18 protein-coding genes are annotated in these 18,628 nt (G+C 71.5%); 11 read left to right on the forward strand and 7 right to left on the reverse strand.

Annotated elements, in window-relative coordinates; all coding sequences use genetic code 11:
* Window positions 1–17 precede the first annotated feature (17 nt).
* Complete coding sequence (locus MTF69_RS07625; protein WP_243331829.1) at window positions 18–1,436, reverse strand: sensor histidine kinase; 1,419 nt, start codon at window positions 1,434–1,436, stop codon at window positions 18–20.
* A gap of 12 nt (window positions 1,437–1,448) precedes the next feature.
* Window positions 1,449–2,210: a response regulator transcription factor gene (locus tag MTF69_RS07630; protein WP_243331832.1), complete on the reverse strand. Its 762-nt coding sequence runs from the start codon at window positions 2,208–2,210 to the stop codon at window positions 1,449–1,451.
* Window positions 2,211–2,501: 291 nt separating this feature from the next.
* Here MTF69_RS07630 and MTF69_RS07635 point away from each other — a divergent pair, with 291 nt between their 5' ends.
* The 9 genes from MTF69_RS07635 to MTF69_RS07670 all read left to right on the forward strand — a co-directional run bounded on the left by MTF69_RS07635 (window position 2,502) and on the right by MTF69_RS07670 (window position 10,453).
* Window positions 2,502–3,287: an amino acid ABC transporter ATP-binding protein gene (locus MTF69_RS07635; protein WP_279345471.1), complete on the forward strand. Its 786-nt coding sequence runs from the start codon at window positions 2,502–2,504 to the stop codon at window positions 3,285–3,287.
* A 103-nt stretch (window positions 3,288–3,390) separates the two neighbouring features.
* Complete coding sequence (locus MTF69_RS07640) at window positions 3,391–4,245, forward strand: glutamate ABC transporter substrate-binding protein (RefSeq protein ID WP_243331833.1); 855 nt, start codon at window positions 3,391–3,393, stop codon at window positions 4,243–4,245.
* A gap of 116 nt (window positions 4,246–4,361) precedes the next feature.
* Window positions 4,362–5,036 (forward strand): amino acid ABC transporter permease, encoded by a 675-nt coding sequence (locus tag MTF69_RS07645; RefSeq protein ID WP_243331835.1) that lies wholly within the window; start codon window positions 4,362–4,364, stop codon window positions 5,034–5,036.
* Window positions 5,033–5,908, forward strand: a complete 876-nt coding sequence (locus tag MTF69_RS07650; protein WP_243331837.1) for an amino acid ABC transporter permease — start codon at window positions 5,033–5,035, stop codon at window positions 5,906–5,908. The genes MTF69_RS07645 and MTF69_RS07650 overlap by 4 nt, the downstream gene beginning before the upstream one ends.
* A gap of 223 nt (window positions 5,909–6,131) precedes the next feature.
* Window positions 6,132–7,715, forward strand: coding sequence for an FAD-dependent monooxygenase (locus MTF69_RS07655; protein WP_243331839.1), 1,584 nt, complete (start codon window positions 6,132–6,134; stop codon window positions 7,713–7,715).
* Window positions 7,716–7,784: 69 nt separating this feature from the next.
* Window positions 7,785–7,871, forward strand: coding sequence for a putative leader peptide (locus MTF69_RS43685; protein WP_311318651.1), 87 nt, complete (start codon window positions 7,785–7,787; stop codon window positions 7,869–7,871).
* 73 nt (window positions 7,872–7,944) lie between these two features.
* A complete protein-coding gene (locus MTF69_RS07660; protein WP_243331840.1) occupies window positions 7,945–8,490 on the forward strand; it encodes a cysteine dioxygenase in 546 nt (181 codons plus the stop codon).
* Entirely contained in the window at window positions 8,481–8,861 is a 381-nt protein-coding gene (locus tag MTF69_RS07665) for a rhodanese-like domain-containing protein (protein WP_243331936.1), read from the forward strand. The genes MTF69_RS07660 and MTF69_RS07665 overlap by 10 nt, the downstream gene beginning before the upstream one ends.
* A gap of 50 nt (window positions 8,862–8,911) precedes the next feature.
* Entirely contained in the window at window positions 8,912–10,453 is a 1,542-nt protein-coding gene (locus MTF69_RS07670; RefSeq protein WP_243331842.1) for a multicopper oxidase family protein, read from the forward strand.
* 366 nt (window positions 10,454–10,819) lie between these two features.
* Here MTF69_RS07670 and MTF69_RS07675 read toward each other — a convergent pair whose 3' ends face one another.
* The 3 genes from MTF69_RS07675 to recA all read right to left on the reverse strand — a co-directional run bounded on the left by MTF69_RS07675 (window position 10,820) and on the right by recA (window position 15,266).
* Window positions 10,820–13,378, reverse strand: coding sequence for an ABC transporter permease (locus MTF69_RS07675; RefSeq protein WP_243331844.1), 2,559 nt, complete (start codon window positions 13,376–13,378; stop codon window positions 10,820–10,822).
* 115 nt (window positions 13,379–13,493) lie between these two features.
* Window positions 13,494–14,138, reverse strand: a complete 645-nt coding sequence (gene recX / locus MTF69_RS07680) for a recombination regulator RecX (RefSeq protein WP_243331846.1) — start codon at window positions 14,136–14,138, stop codon at window positions 13,494–13,496.
* 3 nt (window positions 14,139–14,141) lie between these two features.
* A complete protein-coding gene (gene recA, locus MTF69_RS07685) occupies window positions 14,142–15,266 on the reverse strand; it encodes a recombinase RecA (RefSeq protein WP_243331848.1) in 1,125 nt (374 codons plus the stop codon).
* Between the two features lie 469 nt (window positions 15,267–15,735).
* Between recA and MTF69_RS07690 the strand changes: the two genes are divergently transcribed.
* Window positions 15,736–16,299 carry a 2'-5' RNA ligase family protein gene (locus tag MTF69_RS07690; RefSeq protein WP_243331849.1) on the forward strand — a complete coding sequence of 188 codons (564 nt, stop codon included), beginning with the start codon at window positions 15,736–15,738 and terminating at the stop codon, window positions 16,297–16,299.
* A 62-nt stretch (window positions 16,300–16,361) separates the two neighbouring features.
* Entirely contained in the window at window positions 16,362–17,123 is a 762-nt protein-coding gene (locus tag MTF69_RS07695) for a Clp protease N-terminal domain-containing protein (protein WP_243331851.1), read from the forward strand.
* Here the strand turns inward: MTF69_RS07695 and MTF69_RS07700 are convergent.
* Window positions 17,071–18,165 (reverse strand): AI-2E family transporter, encoded by a 1,095-nt coding sequence (locus MTF69_RS07700; protein WP_279345472.1) that lies wholly within the window; start codon window positions 18,163–18,165, stop codon window positions 17,071–17,073. The genes MTF69_RS07695 and MTF69_RS07700 overlap by 53 nt on opposite strands.
* A 258-nt stretch (window positions 18,166–18,423) precedes the next feature.
* Window positions 18,424–18,618, reverse strand: coding sequence for a DUF3046 domain-containing protein (locus tag MTF69_RS07705; protein ID WP_243331853.1), 195 nt, complete (start codon window positions 18,616–18,618; stop codon window positions 18,424–18,426).
* Window positions 18,619–18,628: the final 10 nt, after the last annotated feature.

Here is an 18,628-nt window from a genome sequence, read left to right on the forward strand (position 1 = left end):
CACTCGGCCCTAGCGGTTCACTCGGGCAGGGCGGCGGGATCGGTGCGCGGGACGGCCAGCGTCACGCGCAGCCCGTGCGGCGGGTTCTGCTCGTAGGAGAGGGACCCGCCGCCCGCGGCGAGCAGGATGCGGGAGATGGAGAGGCCGAGCCCGGAGCCCTTGATGTTCTGGTGGCGTCCGCTGCGCCAGAACCGGTCCCCGATCCGCAGCAGCTCCTCCTCGGTGAGCCCGGGGCCCCGGTCCGCGACCACGATCAGCACCCGGTCGCCCTCCACGGAGAGCTCCACCTCGACGGCCTCACCCGTCGGAGTGAATTTGAGGGCGTTGTCGATGACGGCGTCGAGCGCGCTGGAGAGCGCGATCGGGTCGGCCCAGCCGGTGGCGGCGATCCGCCCCGTCCCGGTGAGCCGGACGCCCTTCTCCTCGGCGTACGGGCGCCAGGCGGTCACCCGCTCGGCGGCCAGCCCCGCGATGTCGATCAGGCAGATCTCGGCGGTGGCGTGCTCGGCCAGGGCCAGGTCGAGCAGGTCGTCCAGGACCTGGGTGAGGCGCTTTCCCTCGGTCCGTACGGAGGCGATCTCCTCGTTGCCCTCGGGCAGTTCGAGGGCGAGCAGCTCGATCCGCAGGAGCAGTGCGGCGAGCGGGTTGCGCAGCTGGTGGGAGGCGTCGGCGACGAAGGCGCGCTGCTGTTCCAGGACCTCTTCGACGTTGTCGGCCATCTCGTTGAACGAGCGGGCCAGGCGCCTGAGTTCCGGGGGCCCGCCGCCTGCGGCGACACGGGAGTTCATCCGCCCGGTGGCGATGCCGTGGGCGGCCGCGTCGAGGGTCTGCACGGGCTTGAGCACCCAGCTGGTCAGCCGCAGGGCGGCGCCGAAGGACATGAGCATGGCCGCGCTGAGCCCTGCGGCGATGAGCAGCCACCCCCGCAGGATCTTGCCGCGCATCTGGCCGGTGGGCGACTCGGTGGCGACCACGGCGACCACGTCCCCGTCCAGGACGACGGGGGAGACGACGAGGATCCTGCCGTTGGTCTGCCAGGGCCACACCTGGCCGGGATCGTGGCTGCGCCGCCCGGCGAGCGCCTCCTTGAACGCCTCGCGGCCCTCCCCTTCCGCCGGCAGCTCCCACTCGCTGGGGGACCGGGCGATGGCGGTGTCGTCCCGGCGGAAGATGCCGACGCGGATCCCGTACAGCTCCTGGTAGCGGGCCAGTTCGAGCTGGAGGGTCGCACGGCGCTCGTCGGCTCCACTGGACTTCGAGCCCTCGGCGTCGATGACGAACTGGGCCAGCGCGGCGAAGCGGGCGCTGTCGTCGATCCGGTCGACGACCACCCGCTGCTGCTGCCCGGCCGCGAGGGCCACCGCGAGCGGGAAGCCGAGGGCGAGCAGGACGCCCGCCATGAGGACGACGAGCAGCGGGAGCAGACGGGCGCGCACGACGGGTGGCCGCTAGACGGCGGGCGGGGCGGAGGCGGCGGGCGAGGCCGGGGCCGCCGGGGCGGGCGGCACGACGAGCCGGTACCCCACGCCGCGGACGGTCTCGATGAGCGCCGGCATGCGCAGCTTGGACCGCAGCGAGGCCACGTGCACCTCGAGGGTGCGGCCGGTGCCTTCCCAACTCGTGCGCCAGACCTCGCTGATGATCTGCTCGCGGCGGAAGACGACCCCGGGGCGCTGCGCGAGCAGGGCCAGCAGGTCGAACTCCTTGCGGGTGAGCGGTACGTCGACACCGTCCACGCTGACGCGGCGGGTGGACAGCTCGATGCCGACGGCCCCGAGGTGGACCACGCCGGGCGTACCCGCGGGGCCGGCGGCGGCGCTCTCCTCGGAGACGCCGGTACGGCGGGCCACCGCGTGGATGCGGGCGAGGAGTTCGCCGGTGTCGTAGGGCTTGGTGACGTAGTCGTCGGCGCCCATGTTGAGTCCGTGGATGCGGGACCGCACGTCGGCCCGCGCGGTGACCATGATGACGGGCGTACTGGTGCGCTTGCGGATCTTGCCGCAGACCTCGTACCCGTCCTGGTCGGGCAGGCCGAGGTCGAGCAGGATCACCCCGTAGGGAGAAGGGGCGGGCGGTGCGCCGGCCGACAGCAGGGCCTGCAGGGCCTCCTCACCGCTGCGGGCATGGGTGACCTTGAAGCCGTGCCGGGCCAGGATCGCGGACAGGGCGGCGGCGACGTGGTCGTCGTCCTCGACGAGCAGCAGTTTCATGTCGTCCCCCTCTCCATCTCTTGATCTCTCGGTCTCTTCACGTTCGCTCGGCGGCCATCATGGGCCATCAAGCATCCACGCCGATACGCACTCCCACGTCAAGGCGGTTCCGGTCCGGCGGGGCTTCCGTTACGCACCCGGTACGCCGCGGCCGGTGCCGGACGCCCGCGGGTACGGAGCGTATCGGTGCGAGGCCGGATCGTTATGCTCAATTCTCCCTCAGATGTACTGACGCTGTGCGTGCCACGTCACTACTGTCCTCCCAACCGAGGAGGACGGAGCCACAAGCCGATGAGCGGAGTATCAGTGACCAAGGACGTGCGGGACGCGGCCGGTGCCGCGGACGACCTGGTCGTGCTGAGCAACGTCAACAAGCACTTCGGCGCGCTGCACGTGCTTCAGGACATCGATCTGAGCATTGCCCGCGGTGAGGTCGTCGTGGTGATCGGCCCTTCGGGGTCGGGCAAGTCCACGCTGTGCCGGACCATCAACCGCCTGGAGACGATCGATTCGGGCAGCATCACGCTCGACGGCAAGCAACTGCCGTCGGAGGGCAAGGCACTGGCCAAGCTGCGTGCCGATGTGGGCATGGTCTTCCAGTCGTTCAACCTCTTCGCGCACAAGACGGTGCTGCAGAACGTGATGCTGGGCCAGCTCAAGGTCCGCAAGACGGACCAGGCGGCGGCCCTGGAGAAGGCCAAGTCCCTCCTCGACCGGGTGGGTGTCGGCTCGCAGGCCGACAAGTACCCGGCGCAGCTCTCGGGCGGCCAGCAGCAGCGCGTGGCCATCGCCCGCGCCCTGGCGATGGAGCCGAAGGTGATGCTGTTCGACGAGCCGACCTCGGCCCTCGACCCGGAGATGATCAACGAGGTGCTGGAGGTCATGCAGCAGCTCGCCCGGGAGGGGATGACCATGGTCGTCGTCACGCACGAGATGGGCTTCGCCCGCTCTGCCGCCAACCGGGTCGTCTTCATGGCCGACGGGAAGATCGTCGAAGAGGCGACGCCCGAGCAGTTCTTCAGCAACCCGCGGAGCGACCGGGCCAAGGACTTCCTCTCGAAGATCCTGCACCACTGACCTTCGTATCTGGTAGTGATCCGGTGACGGATCGTCGTCCAGCACGCACGTCGTACGTCTCACTTCACTGCTGTCTCACGTCTCACTTCGAGGGAAGTCCACCATGAAGCTCTCCAAGGTCGGCGCGGCCGCCGCCGTCGCCGTTGCTCTCGCCCTGACCGCGACCGCCTGTGGCGGCGACAGCACCAAGCCCGGCAGCGACGCCGGTGCGTCGGGCGGGGCCAAGAAGGACAAGATCGTCATCGGCATCAAGTTCGACCAGCCGGGTGTGGGCCTCAAGACCCCCGACGGCAAGTTCACGGGCTTCGACGTGGACGTGGCGACGTACGTGGCCAAGGAGCTCGGCTACGCGCCTGACCAGATCGAGTTCAAGCAGGCCGTCAGCGCCGAGCGCGAGAACCTGATTTCCAACGGCGACGTCAAGCTGGTCGTGGCGAGCTACTCCATCAACGACAAGCGCAAGGAGAAGGTCGACTTCGCCGGCCCGTACTTCCTCGCGCACCAGGACCTGCTGGTCCGTGCCGACGACACCTCGATCACCAAGGCCGAGGACCTCAACAAGAAGAAGCTCTGCTCGGTCACCGGCTCCACGTCGGCGCAGAACGTCAAGAACAAGCTGGCCCCCGAGGCCGACCTGCAGCAGGTGGGTGGCTACTCCGAGTGCCTGACCGGCCTCGAGAACAAGACCCTCGACGCCCTGACCACGGACAACTCGATCCTGGCCGGCTACGCGGCGCAGGACAAGAACAAGGGCAAGTTCAAGCTGGTCGGGCTGAGCCTGAGCAACGAGAACTACGGCATCGGTCTGAAGAAGGGCGACAAGGAGCTCCAGACCAAGGTCAACGCCGCCATCAAGAAGATGGAGGCGGACGGTGCCTGGGCAGCGGCCATCGAGAAGAACTTCGGCCCGTCCGGCTACAAGAGCGAGCCGGCTCCCGCGGTCACCGAAGGCAGCTGACCCGGCGGCCGGTTCGCCGGCCGATCCATCGGTGAGGACCGTCGCCGCCCGCCTGCCGCGGGCGGCGCCGTGCCCCACCGGCCAACCTGGCCATCCTGGGGAGAGCGCAGGCCATCGTGTTCGATTTTCTTGATTCCGGGCAGTACGACGTGCTCGGAGCCTTCTGGGTGACGGTTCAGCTCACCCTCTACTCGGCCGTCGGGTCCCTGATCTGGGGCACCGTACTGGCCGGGATGCGGGTCAGCCCGGTCCCGCTGATGCGGGGCTTCGCCACCGCGTACGTCAACCTCGTACGCAACACCCCGCTGACCGTGCTGATCATCGGCTGTTCGCTGGGCCTCAGCCAGACCCTCGGCGTCACCCTCGGCGGCGGCACCTTCAAGGAGATCGGTTTCCGGCTCGCGGTCCTCGGGTTCATCGCCTACACCGGCACCTTCGTCTGCGAGGCGCTGCGCTCGGGCATCAACACGGTCCCGGTCGGCCAGGCCGAGGCCTCCCGGGCCCTGGGCATGAGCTTCGTCCAGACGCTCACCCTGATCGTGCTCCCCCAGGCCTTCCGGTCGGTCGTCGCACCACTCGCCAACGTACTGATCGCCCTCACCAAGAACACCACGGTGGCCGCGGCGATCGGCGTGGCCGAAGCCGCGCTGCTGATGAAGGAAATGGTCGAGAACGAGCCGCAGGACCTGTTCGCCGTCTTCGGCGTCTTCGCCCTCGGATTCGTCCTTCTGACCCTGCCCACCGGCCTGCTCCTGGGCTGGGTTGCCAAGCGAGTGGCGGTGAAGCGATGACCTCGGTGCTGTACGACGCCCCAGGCCCCCGGGCCAAGGCCCGCAACTGGATCTACAGCGGCATCTTCCTCGTGGTGGCCGCCGCCGTCGCGTGGTGGGTGCTGTCCACCCTGGCGGACAAGGACCAGCTCGACGCCGACAAGTGGAGCCCCTTCTTCACCGAGGGCCAGGTGTGGACGACGTTCCTGCTCCCCGGCCTCGGCGAGACCCTGAAGGCCGGCGCCATCGCCATGGTGATCGCCCTGCCGCTGGGCGCCCTACTCGGTATCGGCCGACTCTCCGACCACGCGTGGGTACGCACCGCCGTGGGCACCTGGGTCGAGTTCTTCCGGGCCATCCCGGTGCTGATGCTGATGCTCTTCGGCTCCGCCTTCTTCGTGCAGTACACCGGCGTGGACTCCGCGGTGCGGCCGCTGTACGCAGTGATCACCGGGCTGGTCCTCTACAACTCCGCGGTCATCGGCGAGATCGTCCGGGCCGGCATCGAGTCGCTGCCGAGGGGCCAGACCGACGCCGCGAAGGCCATCGGCATGCGCAAGGGCCAGGTCATGACCTACGTCCTGATCCCGCAGGCGGTGACCGCGATGCTGCCCGCGCTGGTCAGCCAGCTCGTGGTGATCCTCAAGGACACCGCGATCGGCGGCGCCGTGCTGGGCTTCGCCGAGCTGCTGACCACATACCGGCAGATCTCGGCGAACTACAGCAACACCATCCCGACCCTGATCGTGATCGCGGCGATCTACATCGCGGTCAACTTCGCCCTCACCTCCTTCGCCTCCTGGCTGGAGGGCCGCCTGCGCAAGTCGAAGCGGACCACCGATGCGATCGTGCCGGTGGACCTGATCAACGCGGGCGAGAACACCGGCGCCTGACCATCCTCCCGGCGCGCGTCGGACACATGCTCGGACATCTGCTCGGATTCACGTCCGGCATCCGGCCTGACAGCCGGTCAGTACACTGGCGGGACACGTGTGGTGCGGCGGAACTCATCCGCCGCACCACTCGGCATTGTCCGGACCGGCGTCACTTGACGCAGGCACCTCCAGTGGGTTGCATACGTTCTGTGATCACATACCGGACACCGGGAGCCACATCATGGACCCGGTGATCGTCGTCGGCGCGGGGCCCGTCGGGCTGTCCCTGTCCCTCGCCCTGGCCGGCCAGGGCGTGCCCTGCGTCGTGCTCGACGAGGGATCCGGCAAGGACGAGCCCCGCCCCGCCCGCACCGTCGCCCTGCACGCCGACACCGCCGCGATGGTGCACCGGCTGGGCTGTACGACACTGCGCGACGAGGGCGCGTACTTCACCGCCTGGCGGACCATGCGGCGCGGCCGCGAGTCCCAGCGGATCACCTTCGAGGACGGCCCGGCCCCGATCCACCTGCCCCAGCACGCCCTGACCCGCGGCCTGCGCGACGCCGCCGCCTCGCACCCCCTGGTCCAGCTGATCACCGAGAGCAAAGTCGACTCCCTGGAGCAGGACGACCGCGGGGTCACCGCCCACACCCGGGGCGCCGAGACCACGTGGTGGCGCGGGAGCCACCTGGTCGGCTGTGACGGGGCCCGCTCCACCGTCCGCAAGCTGCTCGGCATCCGCTTCCCCGGCCGCACCGCCGTCGAACGGCACGCGGTGGCCGCCCTGCGCACCGAACTGCCCTGGCCGGGCGAAGCGTTGCTGCACCGGAGCCCGCCCGAGGAGGTCACCGCCAGGCCGCTGGCCGACGGGGTGTACCGGCTGGACTGGCTGCTCCCGCCGCGCGGGGACCTCGTCACCCCCGACGCGCTGGTGACCCTCATCCGCGACAGCCTCTCGCTGTGGTGCGGGGGCACGACGCCCCCGTACGAGCTCCTCGACACCGGGGTCCACACCCTGCACCACCGGCTCGCCCGGCGCTGGCGCGACGGCCGCTGCTTCCTCGCCGGGGACGCGGCGCACCTGCTCGGCGCGCTCGGCACCCAGGGCGTCGAGGAGGGGCTCCGGGACGCCGAGAACCTCGCCTGGAAGCTCTCCCTCGCCTGGCACCAGGGGGCTTCCGAAGAACTCCTCGACAGTTACGAGGCCGAGCGCCGCAGGGCGGTGGCCGCCCGGCTGCGCGCCGCCGACCAGGCCATGCCCGTGCTGCGGACCGGGGGCGGCCTGCGCACGTACCTCCCCGGAGCCTCACGGGCCGCCGAACTGCTCCTGACCGACGGCCACTTGGGGCGCGGCCCGCTCGGCGCGGAGCCGGTGTACGCCCCGCCCGTGGCCGTCCACGACGTGCCCACCGCCACCGAGCCGGGCGGTCCCGTCGCGAACGTCCCGGTGACCGCGCCCGACGGCTCGACGGTGCCGCTGCGCGACCAGCTGGGTCGGGGCCGGCTGCTCGTCGTCCTCGTCGCCCCGGGCACCGGGGTCTGGGACCGGCGGCACTGGCTGGGCGCCGGCCTGATGCCCCGCCTCGCGGCGGCGGTGGCCGCGCTGCCGGTCCGGGCGGAGCTGCTCGTGGCGGACGGCTACCCGGGGGCGGCGGCGCACACCGTGCTCCTCGTACGGCCGGACGGGCATCTCGCGGCCACCTTCGCCGGGGTCCATCCCGCCGGGCTGTACGAGGCCGCGGACGCGGTCCGGCACGGCGCACCGGCCGCCGCACCGGCCCCGGCGCCCAGGGGTTCGCCCGCCGCGGCACCCGTCATCGACTGAGCGTCCGTTGACCATCCGTTGAGCGATGATCGATTGACCCTCCGGTCGACTCGTGCTTCACTCGCGGACATGACCGGCAACGACGTACGCCTGTGGCGGAGGGTCCATATGGACCTGCTCCGCTATGCGGGCTGCGTATGTCGCCCTTCCTGCTGATTCGCCCTTCCCCCGCGCGCCCCCATGCGGATGTGCCGCGCACTCTCGCGAACCCCCAGGACGGTCATCCTCCATGTCTGCACCCACGCACGCCCCCGCCGCGCCCTCGGCTGCGGCTTCCGCCCCGGCCGTCTCGGCGGCGGATCTCCTCGCCTTCACCCTGCGCATCGCCTCCGACCCCGAACTGATCGCCGCCCTCCCCCTCGATCCCGAGGGCCGGACGTGGATCCGGCTCGACGGCCCGGGCGGCAGCGAGGCCTGGCTGATCGGCTGGCCGCCCGGCACCGGCACCGGCTGGCACGACCACGCCGAGTCACGGGGCGCGTTCACCACCGCGCGCGGGCGCCTCACGGAGAACTCCCTGGCGGTCCGCCTCCCCTCGGAGGGCTGGCAGTCCCTCTCCCTGGCCCCCGACGTGGACCGCACGCGCGCACTGGGCGCGGGCACCGGGCGGGCCTTCGGCGAGCACCACGTGCACGAGGTGCTGAACGAGTCCGCGACCGAGCACGCGATCTCCGTCCACGCGTACCACCCGCCGCTCCCCCTGATCCGCCGCTACAGCCGCACCGGCCCGGTGCTCACGCTGGAGCAGGTCGAGCGCCCGGCGGACTGGCAGTGAGCGGCATCGACGCGCTGGTCGACCGGCTGCGCACCACCTACACCCGTGTGGACCCGGCCCAGGCGCACGCGGAGTCCCTGACCGGGGCCCTGCTGGTCGACATCCGGTACCAGGCTCTGCGCGAGCGGGACGGACTGATCCCGGGCGCGCTGGTCATCGAGCGCAACGAACTGGAATGGCGCCTCGACCCCGAGGGCTCCCACCGCCTCCCGGAGGCGGTGGACCACGACGTCCGCATCATCGTCATCTGCAACGAGGGCTACGCCTCCACCCTGGCTGCGGCCTCCCTCCACGCCCTGTCCCTCCCCAACGCCACGGACCTCGCGGGCGGCTTCCAAGGCTGGAAGGCCGCTGGCCTGCCCGTTGCCTGACGCGCCGTGTTTCCAGCGGTTCACGGCTGTCGTTGCTGTATGAGTGAAATGTGAAGCGTCGCGATTTCATCATCCTGGCCGCGGCAGCCGGAATCGCCGGCTGTGACTCCGCACCGGACCGGACCGGCAGAACAACGGGCCGGGCAACGGACGGAACACCGGACGGAACAACGGACAGAACAACCGACACCCTCGCCTTCGCCAACCGGCTGAGGATCCCGCCCCTGCTGGAGCCCGCTGCCGATGCGAGCGGCGTCAAGGCGTTCACCCTGACCATGCAGCGGGGCCACACCGAGTTCCTGGCGGGCAAACCGGCCCCGACCTGGGGTTTCAACGGGTCCTACCTGGGCCCGACGCTGCGCGCCGCGCGCGGCGACAAGGTCCGGCTCGAAGTCCTCAACCAGCTCGGTGAGGAGACCACCGTGCACTGGCACGGGATGCGGGTGCCGGCGGTGATGGACGGCGGCCCGCAGCGGATCATCGAGCCCGGCTCCACCTGGACCCCGTACTGGACCGTCGACCAGCCCGCCGCCACCACCTGGTACCACCCGCATCCCCACGGTTTCACGGCGCAGCACGTGTACCGGGGCCTGGCGGGGATGTTCCTGCTGGACGATCCGCAGTCGCGGGCGCTGGGCCTTCCGGACACGTACGGGGTGGACGACTTCCCGCTCGTCGTCCAGGACAAGGTCATCAACTCCGACGGCACGCTGTCGGAGGACAAGCTGGACGAGTCCGTGTTCTTCCTCGGCGACCGGATCCTGGTCAACGGCACGTACGACCCCTACCTGGAGGTCGGCTCGGAACGGGTGCGCCTGCGGATCCTCAACGCGTCCAACGCCCGCCTGCTCCACATCGGATTCGCCGACGGGCGCGGCTTCCAGGTCATCGGCACGGACGCCGGCCTGCTCCCGGCTCCGGAAGCGGTCGACCGGGTATCGCTGAGCCCGGCCGAACGGGTCGAAGTCGTCGTCGCCTTCACACCGGGCGAGAACGTCGTCCTACGCAGCTTCGGCGGCCGCGACGACATCGACAGGGGCGATTTCGATCTGCTCAAGATCGTCGCCGCTGAACGGCTCAGGCCGTCACCGGCAGTGCCGGGGCGGCTCGCCCAGACGCCGCCGATCGAGGTGCCCGCCGGCGCCCGCGTACGCCGCTTCGAGCTCGACGGTACCGACGAGATCAACGGCCGCGACTTCGACATGAGCCGGATCGACGAGATCGTGCCCGCCGGCGCCCGTGAGATCTGGGAGGTCAAGGCATCGCACTACGCGCACAACTTCCATATCCACGAGGTCGCTCTCCGGGTGCTCGACATCGACGGCAAGCCGCCCCCCGCGTGGTACCAGTCGCAGAAGGACACCGTGTACCTGCCGGCGAAATCGACGGCCAGGCTCGCCGTGGAGTTCGGCCGCTACGTCGATCCGAGGGCGCCCTACATGTATCACTGCCACATGCTGCGCCACGAGGACAAGGGCATGATGGGGCAGTTCGTCCTCGTCGAGCCCGGGACCGAAGCACAGACCTCGCGCACCATCCCGGCCGGCACCGGCACCGGCACCGGCACCGCCGACGGACACGGACACGGCTGACGCCGACTCCTCCGGCCCCGGAACCACCCCCCGGGCAGCTCCTGCGCCACCCGCCGGACCTCGGCGACGGAGCGGAGTTCCGCGAACACGGAAACGTCGGAGTACTCGCGGCGGCCGAACTCCATGAGGCGGCGCGCGGTGCTCAGGGCGAGCGCGAGGTCGGGGGTACGGAACACGGGATAGGCAATGTCAGTGGACATGCCGCGACGGTGCCACGGTCCGTCATCGCAGGTCACCGCACTTTTCGGCACGGTCGTACGTACCGCCCACGCCGGGAGCGAGGCCCCGCCGGGGCCCCGCTGGGCGCAGACCGGCCCACCGGAACTCAGGGGCCGGCTACGGCACCACGTCATACCGGTGCGGCCGCTAGCTCCTGGCTGCCGCGAGGTCCACCGGGCGGGGCCGCATCGCCACCCGCCCGGCGAAGCCCGTGGCGCACAGCGCCACCAGCCCCGCCCCACCCACGACCACGCCGTACACCAGCGGAAGCACCACCGCGGCCGCCGCGCCCGTCATGCCCACGCTGAACGCGGTGAGGACCGCCAGCGAGATCCCCGACCCCAGCACCACCCCCATCAGGAGCACCGCCAGCGCCTCCGCCCGCAGCATCCCCCGCACCTGCCGACGCGTCGCCCCCGCGAGCCTCAGCATCGCGAACTCCCGCAGCCGCTCCCCCGTGGACATCGCGAGGGTGTTGGCCACCGCGATCGCGGTGAAGGCCAGGACGAGGCCCATCGCCAGCAGGTTGATCTCCGCCCCGGCCGCCTGCCGCTCGGCCCGCGCGCCGTCCGCTTCGGCCGCCGACAGCACGGCCACGCCCGGGTACTCCCGTACCGCCGAGGCGAGCACCTCCCGCGCCGCCGGCCCCGCCACCAGCACGCTCGACGCCAGCGGGTCGTCGACGTGCGCGGCGACCAGACCGTGCGGCAGCGTCACGTCCCCGAAGCCCAGCCCCCGCGCGTACACCGCGGACACGGTCAGGGTGACCGGCGTTCCGTCCCCCAGCGTCAGCGAGAGCGGGCTGCCCGGCTTCAGGCCCAGCTGGTCCGCGGCCAGGTCGCTCACCGCGACGCCCTTCTCCCCGAACCCCGCCAGGCTCCCGGCCGTCACCCCCGGGTCCCAGGTCCGGTCGAGCCCGGCCGGGGTCACGCCCTGCGCCGCGTACTTCGTCAGCCCCACCCGGATCGACGTGTGCACGATCTCGGTGGCCGCGAGGACCCCGGGGGTCCGGCGGATCCGCTCGGCGGCGGCGCCGGGAACCCCCGGCCCCCGGCCCTGGAGCACCCACTCGGCCCGTACGCCCTCACGGGCCTGCGCCCGGGCGGCGTCACCGAGCGTCGGGGTGACGAAGAGCACGGTGCAGGCCATCCCGATCAGCAGCGTGAGCGGGGTGACCGCGGAGGCCATCCGGGTCGCGTTGCCGCGCAGGTTCGCGGTGGCCAGCCGGCCGCCGGGGCCGGCCAGCCGCAGCGGCCCGGCGAGCAGTGCGGCCGCGCCCTTGACGATCAGCGGGCCCAGCAGCGAGACGGCTCCGGCGAGCACCACGACGGCGAGGAAGGTGACCGGGGTCGACGCCGGCTCGGTGCGGAGCGTACTGAGTACGGCGACCAGCACCACCCCGGCCGCCAGCAGCAGCGCCCCGGCGACGAGCCGCGCCCACCTGGGCCGGCTCCGCTCGACGGCGGCCTCGGCCAGTGCTTCGGCGGGACGGACGCGGGCCACCCGCCGTGCGGTGATCCGGGCCGCGGCCCATGCTCCGAGCAGGCTCGCGCCGACGGCGGCGATCATCGGGAAGATCCCGGCGGTGCGCTCCAGGGTCACGGGGACGACCCCCGCGTCGACGAACCGGCCGTGCAGCCAGGCGGCCAGCGGCAGCCCGGCGAGGGCTCCGGCGACTCCGGCGGCCAGCCCGACGAGCAGCGCCTCGCGGCCGATCATGCGCCGCAGCTGCCTGGGGGTGGCCGCGATGGCGCGGAGCAGGGCGAGTTCGCGGTGGCGCTGCTGGATCGACAGGGAGAAGGTGCCGACGACCACGAGGACCGCCACGAGGAGCGAGGTACCGCCCATGGCGCCGCCCATGGAGACCAGCTTGATCCGCGCGCCGGCCGCGTCGAGGAACTCCACGGGGCCCCGCTCGTCGCCGATGGCCACCTGCGCGGTGGTGCCCTGGAGCGCCTGCCGGATCCGCCCGGCCAGCTCGCCGGCGTCCACGCCGGCCTCGGGCAGTACCCCGATGGCGCTGACCCGGCCTTCGCGGGCGGCGAGGCGCTGCGCCTCGGCGTCACCGAAGAACAGGGCGCTCTGGTGCGCGAGGCTCCCGGCGGCCGCGGCGGCGATCCCGCTGACCGTGTAGGTCTTGGGCGCACCGGTGGACTGCACGGTGAGCTCGGAGCCGGGCTTCAGGGCCGCGCGGGCGGCGAGTCCACGGTCGACGACGACCTCGTCACCGCCCTGGGGGGCGCGGCCTTCGGCGAGCGTGAAGGGGGTGAGCGCGGCCGAGCTCCAGGCGTGCCCGTACGAGGGCTTCGCGCCTTCGCCGCCCGGGCCGCCCCGGGTGAGCGGCGCGGCCTGGAAGGTGAGCTCGGGGACGGCGCGCTCGACTCCGGGCACCGCGCGGACGGTGTCCACGGTGGCGGCCGGCAGCCAGGCCCGCTCGGCGACGGGCTTGGCCTTGTGCTTCGTCTTGACCTTCTGCTCGTCGCCCTTCTTCTTCACCTTGACCGTCGTCGTGTGGACGTTCTGGTCGGCGGAGACGACCACCGGGGCGCCCGCGTAGCGCTCGGTGGCGATCGTTCCGCGCAGTCCCGTCTCCAGGAGGGTTCCGCAGGCGGTGACGAGGGCCGCCGCGCACAGCAGGGCGAGGAAGGCGCCGAGGAAACCGGCTTTGCGGTCTCGGACGGTCTGGAGTGCGTAGCGCAGCATCATGGGGAAAACTCTGCCGCCGGGGCCGCCTTGAGGCATTGGAGCGCCCCGGCGTCCTCGGCCTGGGGCTAGCCCCACCCACATGGTCCCGGCCCACCGCTCGCCCGGTGTCACTCCGTCAGATCGTCAGATCGTCGGCGTCTTCGCCCTCCGCCTCCAGTGCGCGGCGGACCACCCGCAGGGCCATGCCCTCGGGGTACCCCTTGCGGGCGAGCATTCCGGCGAGGCGCCGGATCCGCTTGTCCCGCTCCAGGCCCCGGGTCGCGCGGAGCTTGCGCTCCACGAGCTCCCGGGCGGTCTCCTCCTCCTGGTCGGAGTCCAGCTGTTCCAGGGCCTCCTGTACGAGGGTGGGTGCCACCCCCTTGGTACGGAGCTCCTGTGCGAGCGCCCGGCGGGCCAGCCCCCGGCCCCGGTGCCGGGACTCGACCCAGGCCCCGGCGAACGCGGCGTCGTCGATCAGGCCCACCTCCTCGAACCGGGAGAGGACCTGCTCCGACACCTCCTCGGGGATGTCCCGCTTGGCCAGGGCGTCCGCGAGCTGGCGCCGGGTGCGCGGCATCCCGGTGAGCAGGCGCAGACAGATCGCCCGCGCCTGCTCCTCGGGACTCTGGGGCGGCAGCTCCTGGCGGTCCTCCCGGACCTCACGACCCTCACGGCCCTCCGCACGGCGGCCTCCCCGGCCGCCGCTCTCGCGGCGGCCCCGGCGACTGCCCTCGCGGCGGTCCTCACCGCCGTCCGTGCCGCCCCTTTCCTGCTCCCACACGGGTCAGCTCTTGGCGACGGCGGCCTTGACCGCGGTCTTGGCCTTCGACGCGGGAGCGGGCACGGCGGCGGTCTCGGCAGACGCGTCCGCGCCGGCCTCGGCCGTGCCGGCAGCCGTCGCGGCGGCGTCCTTGCGGATGCCGACGCCCAGCTTCTCCTTGATCTTCCGCTCGATCTCGTCGGAGAGCGCGGGGTTGTCGCAGAGGAACTTCCGCGCGTTCTCCTTGCCCTGGCCGAGCTGGTCGCCCTCGTACGTGTACCAGGCACCGGCCTTGCGGACGAAGCCGTGCTCCACGCCCATGTCGATCAGGCCGCCCTCGCGGCTGATGCCGTGGCCGTAGAGGATGTCGAACTCGGCCTGCTTGAAGGGCGGCGCGACCTTGTTCTTGACGACCTTGACGCGGGTGCGGTTGCCGACCGCGTCCGTGCCGTCCTTGAGGGTCTCGATGCGCCGGATGTCGAGGCGCACGGAGGCGTAGAACTTCAGCGCGCGGCCACCGGTGGTGGTCTCCGGCGAGCCGAACATCACACCGATCTTCTCGCGGAGCTGGTTGATGAAGATCGCGGTGGTCTTGGACTGGTTGAGCGCACCGGTGATCTTCCGGAGGGCCTGGCTCATCAGACGGGCCTGGAGACCCACGTGCGAGTCGCCCATCTCGCCCTCGATCTCCGCGCGCGGCACGAGGGCCGCGACGGAGTCGATGACGATGAGGTCCAGCGCACCGGAGCGGACCAGCATGTCCACGATCTCCAGCGCCTGCTCACCGGTGTCCGGCTGGGACAGGATGAGGTTGTCCGTGTCGACGCCGAGGGCCTTGGCGTACTCGGGGTCGAGCGCGTGCTCGGCGTCCACGAAGGCCACGGTGCCGCCGGCCTTCTGCGCGTTGGCCACGGCATGCAGGGTCAGCGTCGTCTTACCGGAGGACTCCGGCCCGTACACCTCGATCACACGGCCGCGCGGCAGTCCACCGACGCCCAGCGCGATGTCGAGCGCGGTCGATCCGGTGGGGATGACCTCGATGGGGTCGTTCGGCTTGTCGCCGAGACGCATCACGGCACCCTTGCCGAACTGCCGTTCAATCTGTGCGAGCGCGGCTTCGAGAGCCTTCTCGCGGTCGTTGCCTGCCATGGGTTCCACCCGATTTGCTTGAGTCGATCGCTTCACGCCATTGACGCTAACGCCTGCCACTGACAACGCGGTCCCACGTCCGTTTTGGCTGTGGATAGCCAATAAGAATGCGTGTTCGATTTCCCTGTCAAGCGCGCCACGCCGGACCCGTCCGCCACCCCGCCGCCCGCTGTCCCGTGACGGCGAAGGTTGATCTTCGCCATCGGAGCTCGATGATCAGTAGGCCGGCAGCCCTTCGACGAGCCCGCATGCCGATCGAACTCGACTTCCCGGAGTTTCCGTCGACCTCGCAGGAAGCCATCGTCGGGTGCTCCCGCCGGCAGCCCGGCGGCGCCGTCTGCGGTCCCGACAGCCGAGCCGCGTCGGGCACGTCCTCGCGCCGGCGACCCCAGAAATCCCGCATCGCGGTCCGCGACGGCGTCACTCGGACTTCGCTGCCACACAACACCGGCTGGCATGATCCACTCCCATGACGGACACCGCGGACACCACCTCCAGCATGTTCCCCGCCGGCCGCACCGCGCTCATCGTGCGGATACCCGAAGCGGAACCCGTCGTCCGGGACTGGCGGGACCGGATCGACCCCGCGGCCCGGGCCGGGGCCGGGGTGCCGGCGCACGTGAGCGTGCTCTACCCGTTCCTCCCTGAGAACCTGATCGACGCCTCGGTCCACGCCGGGATCGCCGCGGCCCTGCATCCCCACCACGCCTTCGACCTGCGCTTCGAGCGGACCGGCCGGTTCCCGGGGATGCTCTACCTCGCCCCGGAGCCGGACGCCCCGCTGCGCCGGCTGACCCTCTCGGTCACCGAGCGCTGGCCGGAGGTCCGGCCCTACGGCGGCCGCTACCCGGACCCGGTCCCGCACCTCACCGTGGCCCAGCGCGCCCCGGAGGCGGACCTGGACACCGCCGAGGCGGACCTGAACGGCCGACTCCCCCTCACCGCCCGCGTCCGCGCCGTCGACCTGGTGGCCTACGACGGGACGGCCTGGCACGAGCGCGCGAGGTTCACGCTGCGGGAACCCGGAAAGTGACGACCGGAGAAGTGACAACCCAGGGTTGACACCCGCTCGACTGTCAACCTAGGGTTGCACCCATGACGAACCCTCCGGTGGAACCCGTTCGCATGACCAATCCGGTACGCCTCGACGACCTCATCGAGGCCATCAAGAAGGTCCACACCGACACCCTGGAGCAGCTCAGCGGCGCAGTCGTGGCCGCCGAGGCACTCGGGGACGTCGCGGACCACCTCATCGGCCACTTCGTCGACCAGGCCCGCCGCTCCGGCGCCTCCTGGACCGACATCGGCCGCAGCATGGGCGTCACCCGCCAGGCCGCCCAGAAGCGCTTCGTACCCAAGGCCGACAAGGAGGGCGACGCTGGACTCGACCCCAGCCAGGGCTTCGGCCGCTTCACCCCCCGCGCCCGCAACGTGGTGGTCACCGCGCAGAACGAGGCCCGCGCCGCCGGCAACACCGAGATCCGCACCGAACACCTCGTCCTCGGCCTCTTCGCCGAGCCCGACGGCCTCGCCGCCCACGCCGTCGCCGCCCAGGGAATCGCGGCCGACGACGTACGCGCCGCCGTGACCGCCGCCCTGCCCCCGGCCGTGGAGGACGTCCCCGAGCTGGTCCCCTTCGACGCCTCGTCGAAGAAGGCCCTGGAGCTCACCTTCCGCGAGGCCCTGCGCCTCGGCCACAGCTACGTGGGCACCGAGCACATCCTGCTCGCGCTCCTGGAGCTGGAGAACGGGACGGGCGCGCTCAGCGGCCTCGGCGTGGACAAGGACATCGTCGAGAACTGGGTCAACGACGCCCTGGAATCCGTACTCGGCGCCTCGGACGGTCCCGGGAAGTAGAGGCGTCCGCTTCCCCGGTCAGCGCGTACCGCTTCACGTACGCGCCGAGGAAGGCCTGCATCGTGGCGACGGCCGGGATCGCGATGAGCGCCCCGACCGCGCCCAGCAGGGCGGTGCCCGCGATGACCGATCCGAAGGCCACCGCCGGGTGGATGTCCACCGTCTTCGAGGTCAGCTTCGGCTGGAGCACGTAGTTCTCGAACTGCTGGTACACCACCACGAATCCGAGGACGTACAGCGCGTACCAGGGGTTGACCGTGAAGGCGATCAGCATCGGCAGCGCGCCCGCCAGGTAGGTGCCGATGGTGGGGATGAACTGCGACACCAGCCCCACCCACACCGCGAGCGCGGGCGCGTACGGCACGCCCAGCACCGCGAAGACGATGTAGTGCGCGATCCCGGAGATCAGTGCCATCAGCCCGCGCGAGTAGAGGTACCCGCCCGTCTTGGTGACGGCGATCTCCCAGGCCCGCAGCACCTCCGCCTGCTTCGCGGGCGGCAGTACGGAGCACAGGGCGCGGCGCAGTCGCGGCCCGTCGGCGGCGAAGTAGAAGGAGAACAGACCGATCGTCAGCAGCTTGAACAGTCCGCCGAGCACGGTGGCGGACACGTCGAGCACGCCGGTCGCGCTGTTCTGCACGTACTTCTGCAGCCAGTCCGAGTGCAGCAGGCTGTCCTGGATCTCCAGGCGGGACAGGTCCGTGTGGAAGGTGTCGTTGATCGATCCGATCAGCGAGTCGAGATAGCCGGGGAAGCCCTCCACCAGGTCGACGATCTGTCCGGCGAGCACCGAGCCGAGCAGGACGACGAATCCGACGGCCGCGCCGAAAACCCCGAGGAACACCAGGAAGGTGGCGCACCCGCGGCGCATGCCGCGGGCCGCCATCCGGGCCACGGCCGGTTCGATCGCGAGCGCGAGGAAGAACGCGATCAGGATGTTGACGAGCAGCCCGATGAGCTGGTGGAAGGCCCAACTGCCGAGCTGGAAACAGGCCACCAGGGCCAGTACGAGAATCACGGCGCGCGGCAGCCAGCGCGGCATCCGGGCATCCGCCGGAGCCGGTCCCCCGACAGGAGCCGCTCCCCCGCCCGGAGCCGGTCCCCCGACAGGACCCGGCGCTCCGGGGGCTGCCGTCACGGGGCCCGCGGCCGAGGGGGCCGCCGTCCGGGGCGGCGGCGGGCCCTGGAGGTCTTCGGGCCGGTCGGTCATCTCATCACTGGCTGCCACGCCGACCAGTCTGTCCCACCGGCGCCGCGAACCACGAAGCGGCCGCCGCGACCCCGCCCCGGCCGCACCGTGCTAGCGCAGCGAAGCGGGCACGTCCACCGCCGAACACACCGCGCGCCACACGTCCTTGGTCTCCCAGCCCGCGTCCAGCGCCTCGTGGACCGTGCGTCCCCCGAGCTCCGTCATGACGTGGTCCCGCGCGAAGGAGTCCGCGTAGCCCGGGCCGAAGTGCTCGGCCATCCGCTCCCAGAAAATCGTCAACCGCATGACTCCAGTA

Origin of the sequence: Streptomyces sp. AP-93 (assembly GCF_022808175.1) — a bacterium.
GTDB lineage: Bacteria > Actinomycetota > Actinomycetes > Streptomycetales > Streptomycetaceae > Streptomyces.

Bases quoted from the DNA above. Each gene is read 5' to 3' on its own strand.
- MTF69_RS07675 (WP_243331844.1), bottom strand. From the start codon at position 13,378: ATGATGCTGCGCTACGCACTCCAGACCGTCCGAGACCGCAAAGCCGGT.
- MTF69_RS07690 (WP_243331849.1), top strand. From the start codon at position 15,736: ATGACGGACACCGCGGACACCACCTCCAGCATGTTCCCCGCCGGCCGC.
- recA (WP_243331848.1), bottom strand. From the start codon at position 15,266: ATGGCAGGCAACGACCGCGAGAAGGCTCTCGAAGCCGCGCTCGCACAG.
- MTF69_RS07635 (WP_279345471.1), top strand. From the start codon at position 2,502: ATGAGCGGAGTATCAGTGACCAAGGACGTGCGGGACGCGGCCGGTGCC.
- MTF69_RS07660 (WP_243331840.1), top strand. From the start codon at position 7,945: ATGTCTGCACCCACGCACGCCCCCGCCGCGCCCTCGGCTGCGGCTTCC.
- MTF69_RS07655 (WP_243331839.1), top strand. From the start codon at position 6,132: ATGGACCCGGTGATCGTCGTCGGCGCGGGGCCCGTCGGGCTGTCCCTG.
- MTF69_RS07640 (WP_243331833.1), top strand. From the start codon at position 3,391: ATGAAGCTCTCCAAGGTCGGCGCGGCCGCCGCCGTCGCCGTTGCTCTC.
- MTF69_RS07650 (WP_243331837.1), top strand. From the start codon at position 5,033: ATGACCTCGGTGCTGTACGACGCCCCAGGCCCCCGGGCCAAGGCCCGC.
- MTF69_RS07695 (WP_243331851.1), top strand. From the start codon at position 16,362: ATGACGAACCCTCCGGTGGAACCCGTTCGCATGACCAATCCGGTACGC.
- MTF69_RS07630 (WP_243331832.1), bottom strand. From the start codon at position 2,210: ATGAAACTGCTGCTCGTCGAGGACGACGACCACGTCGCCGCCGCCCTG.
- MTF69_RS07705 (WP_243331853.1), bottom strand. From the start codon at position 18,618: ATGCGGTTGACGATTTTCTGGGAGCGGATGGCCGAGCACTTCGGCCCG.
- MTF69_RS07700 (WP_279345472.1), bottom strand. From the start codon at position 18,165: ATGCCGCGCTGGCTGCCGCGCGCCGTGATTCTCGTACTGGCCCTGGTG.
- MTF69_RS43685 (WP_311318651.1), top strand. From the start codon at position 7,785: ATGACCGGCAACGACGTACGCCTGTGGCGGAGGGTCCATATGGACCTG.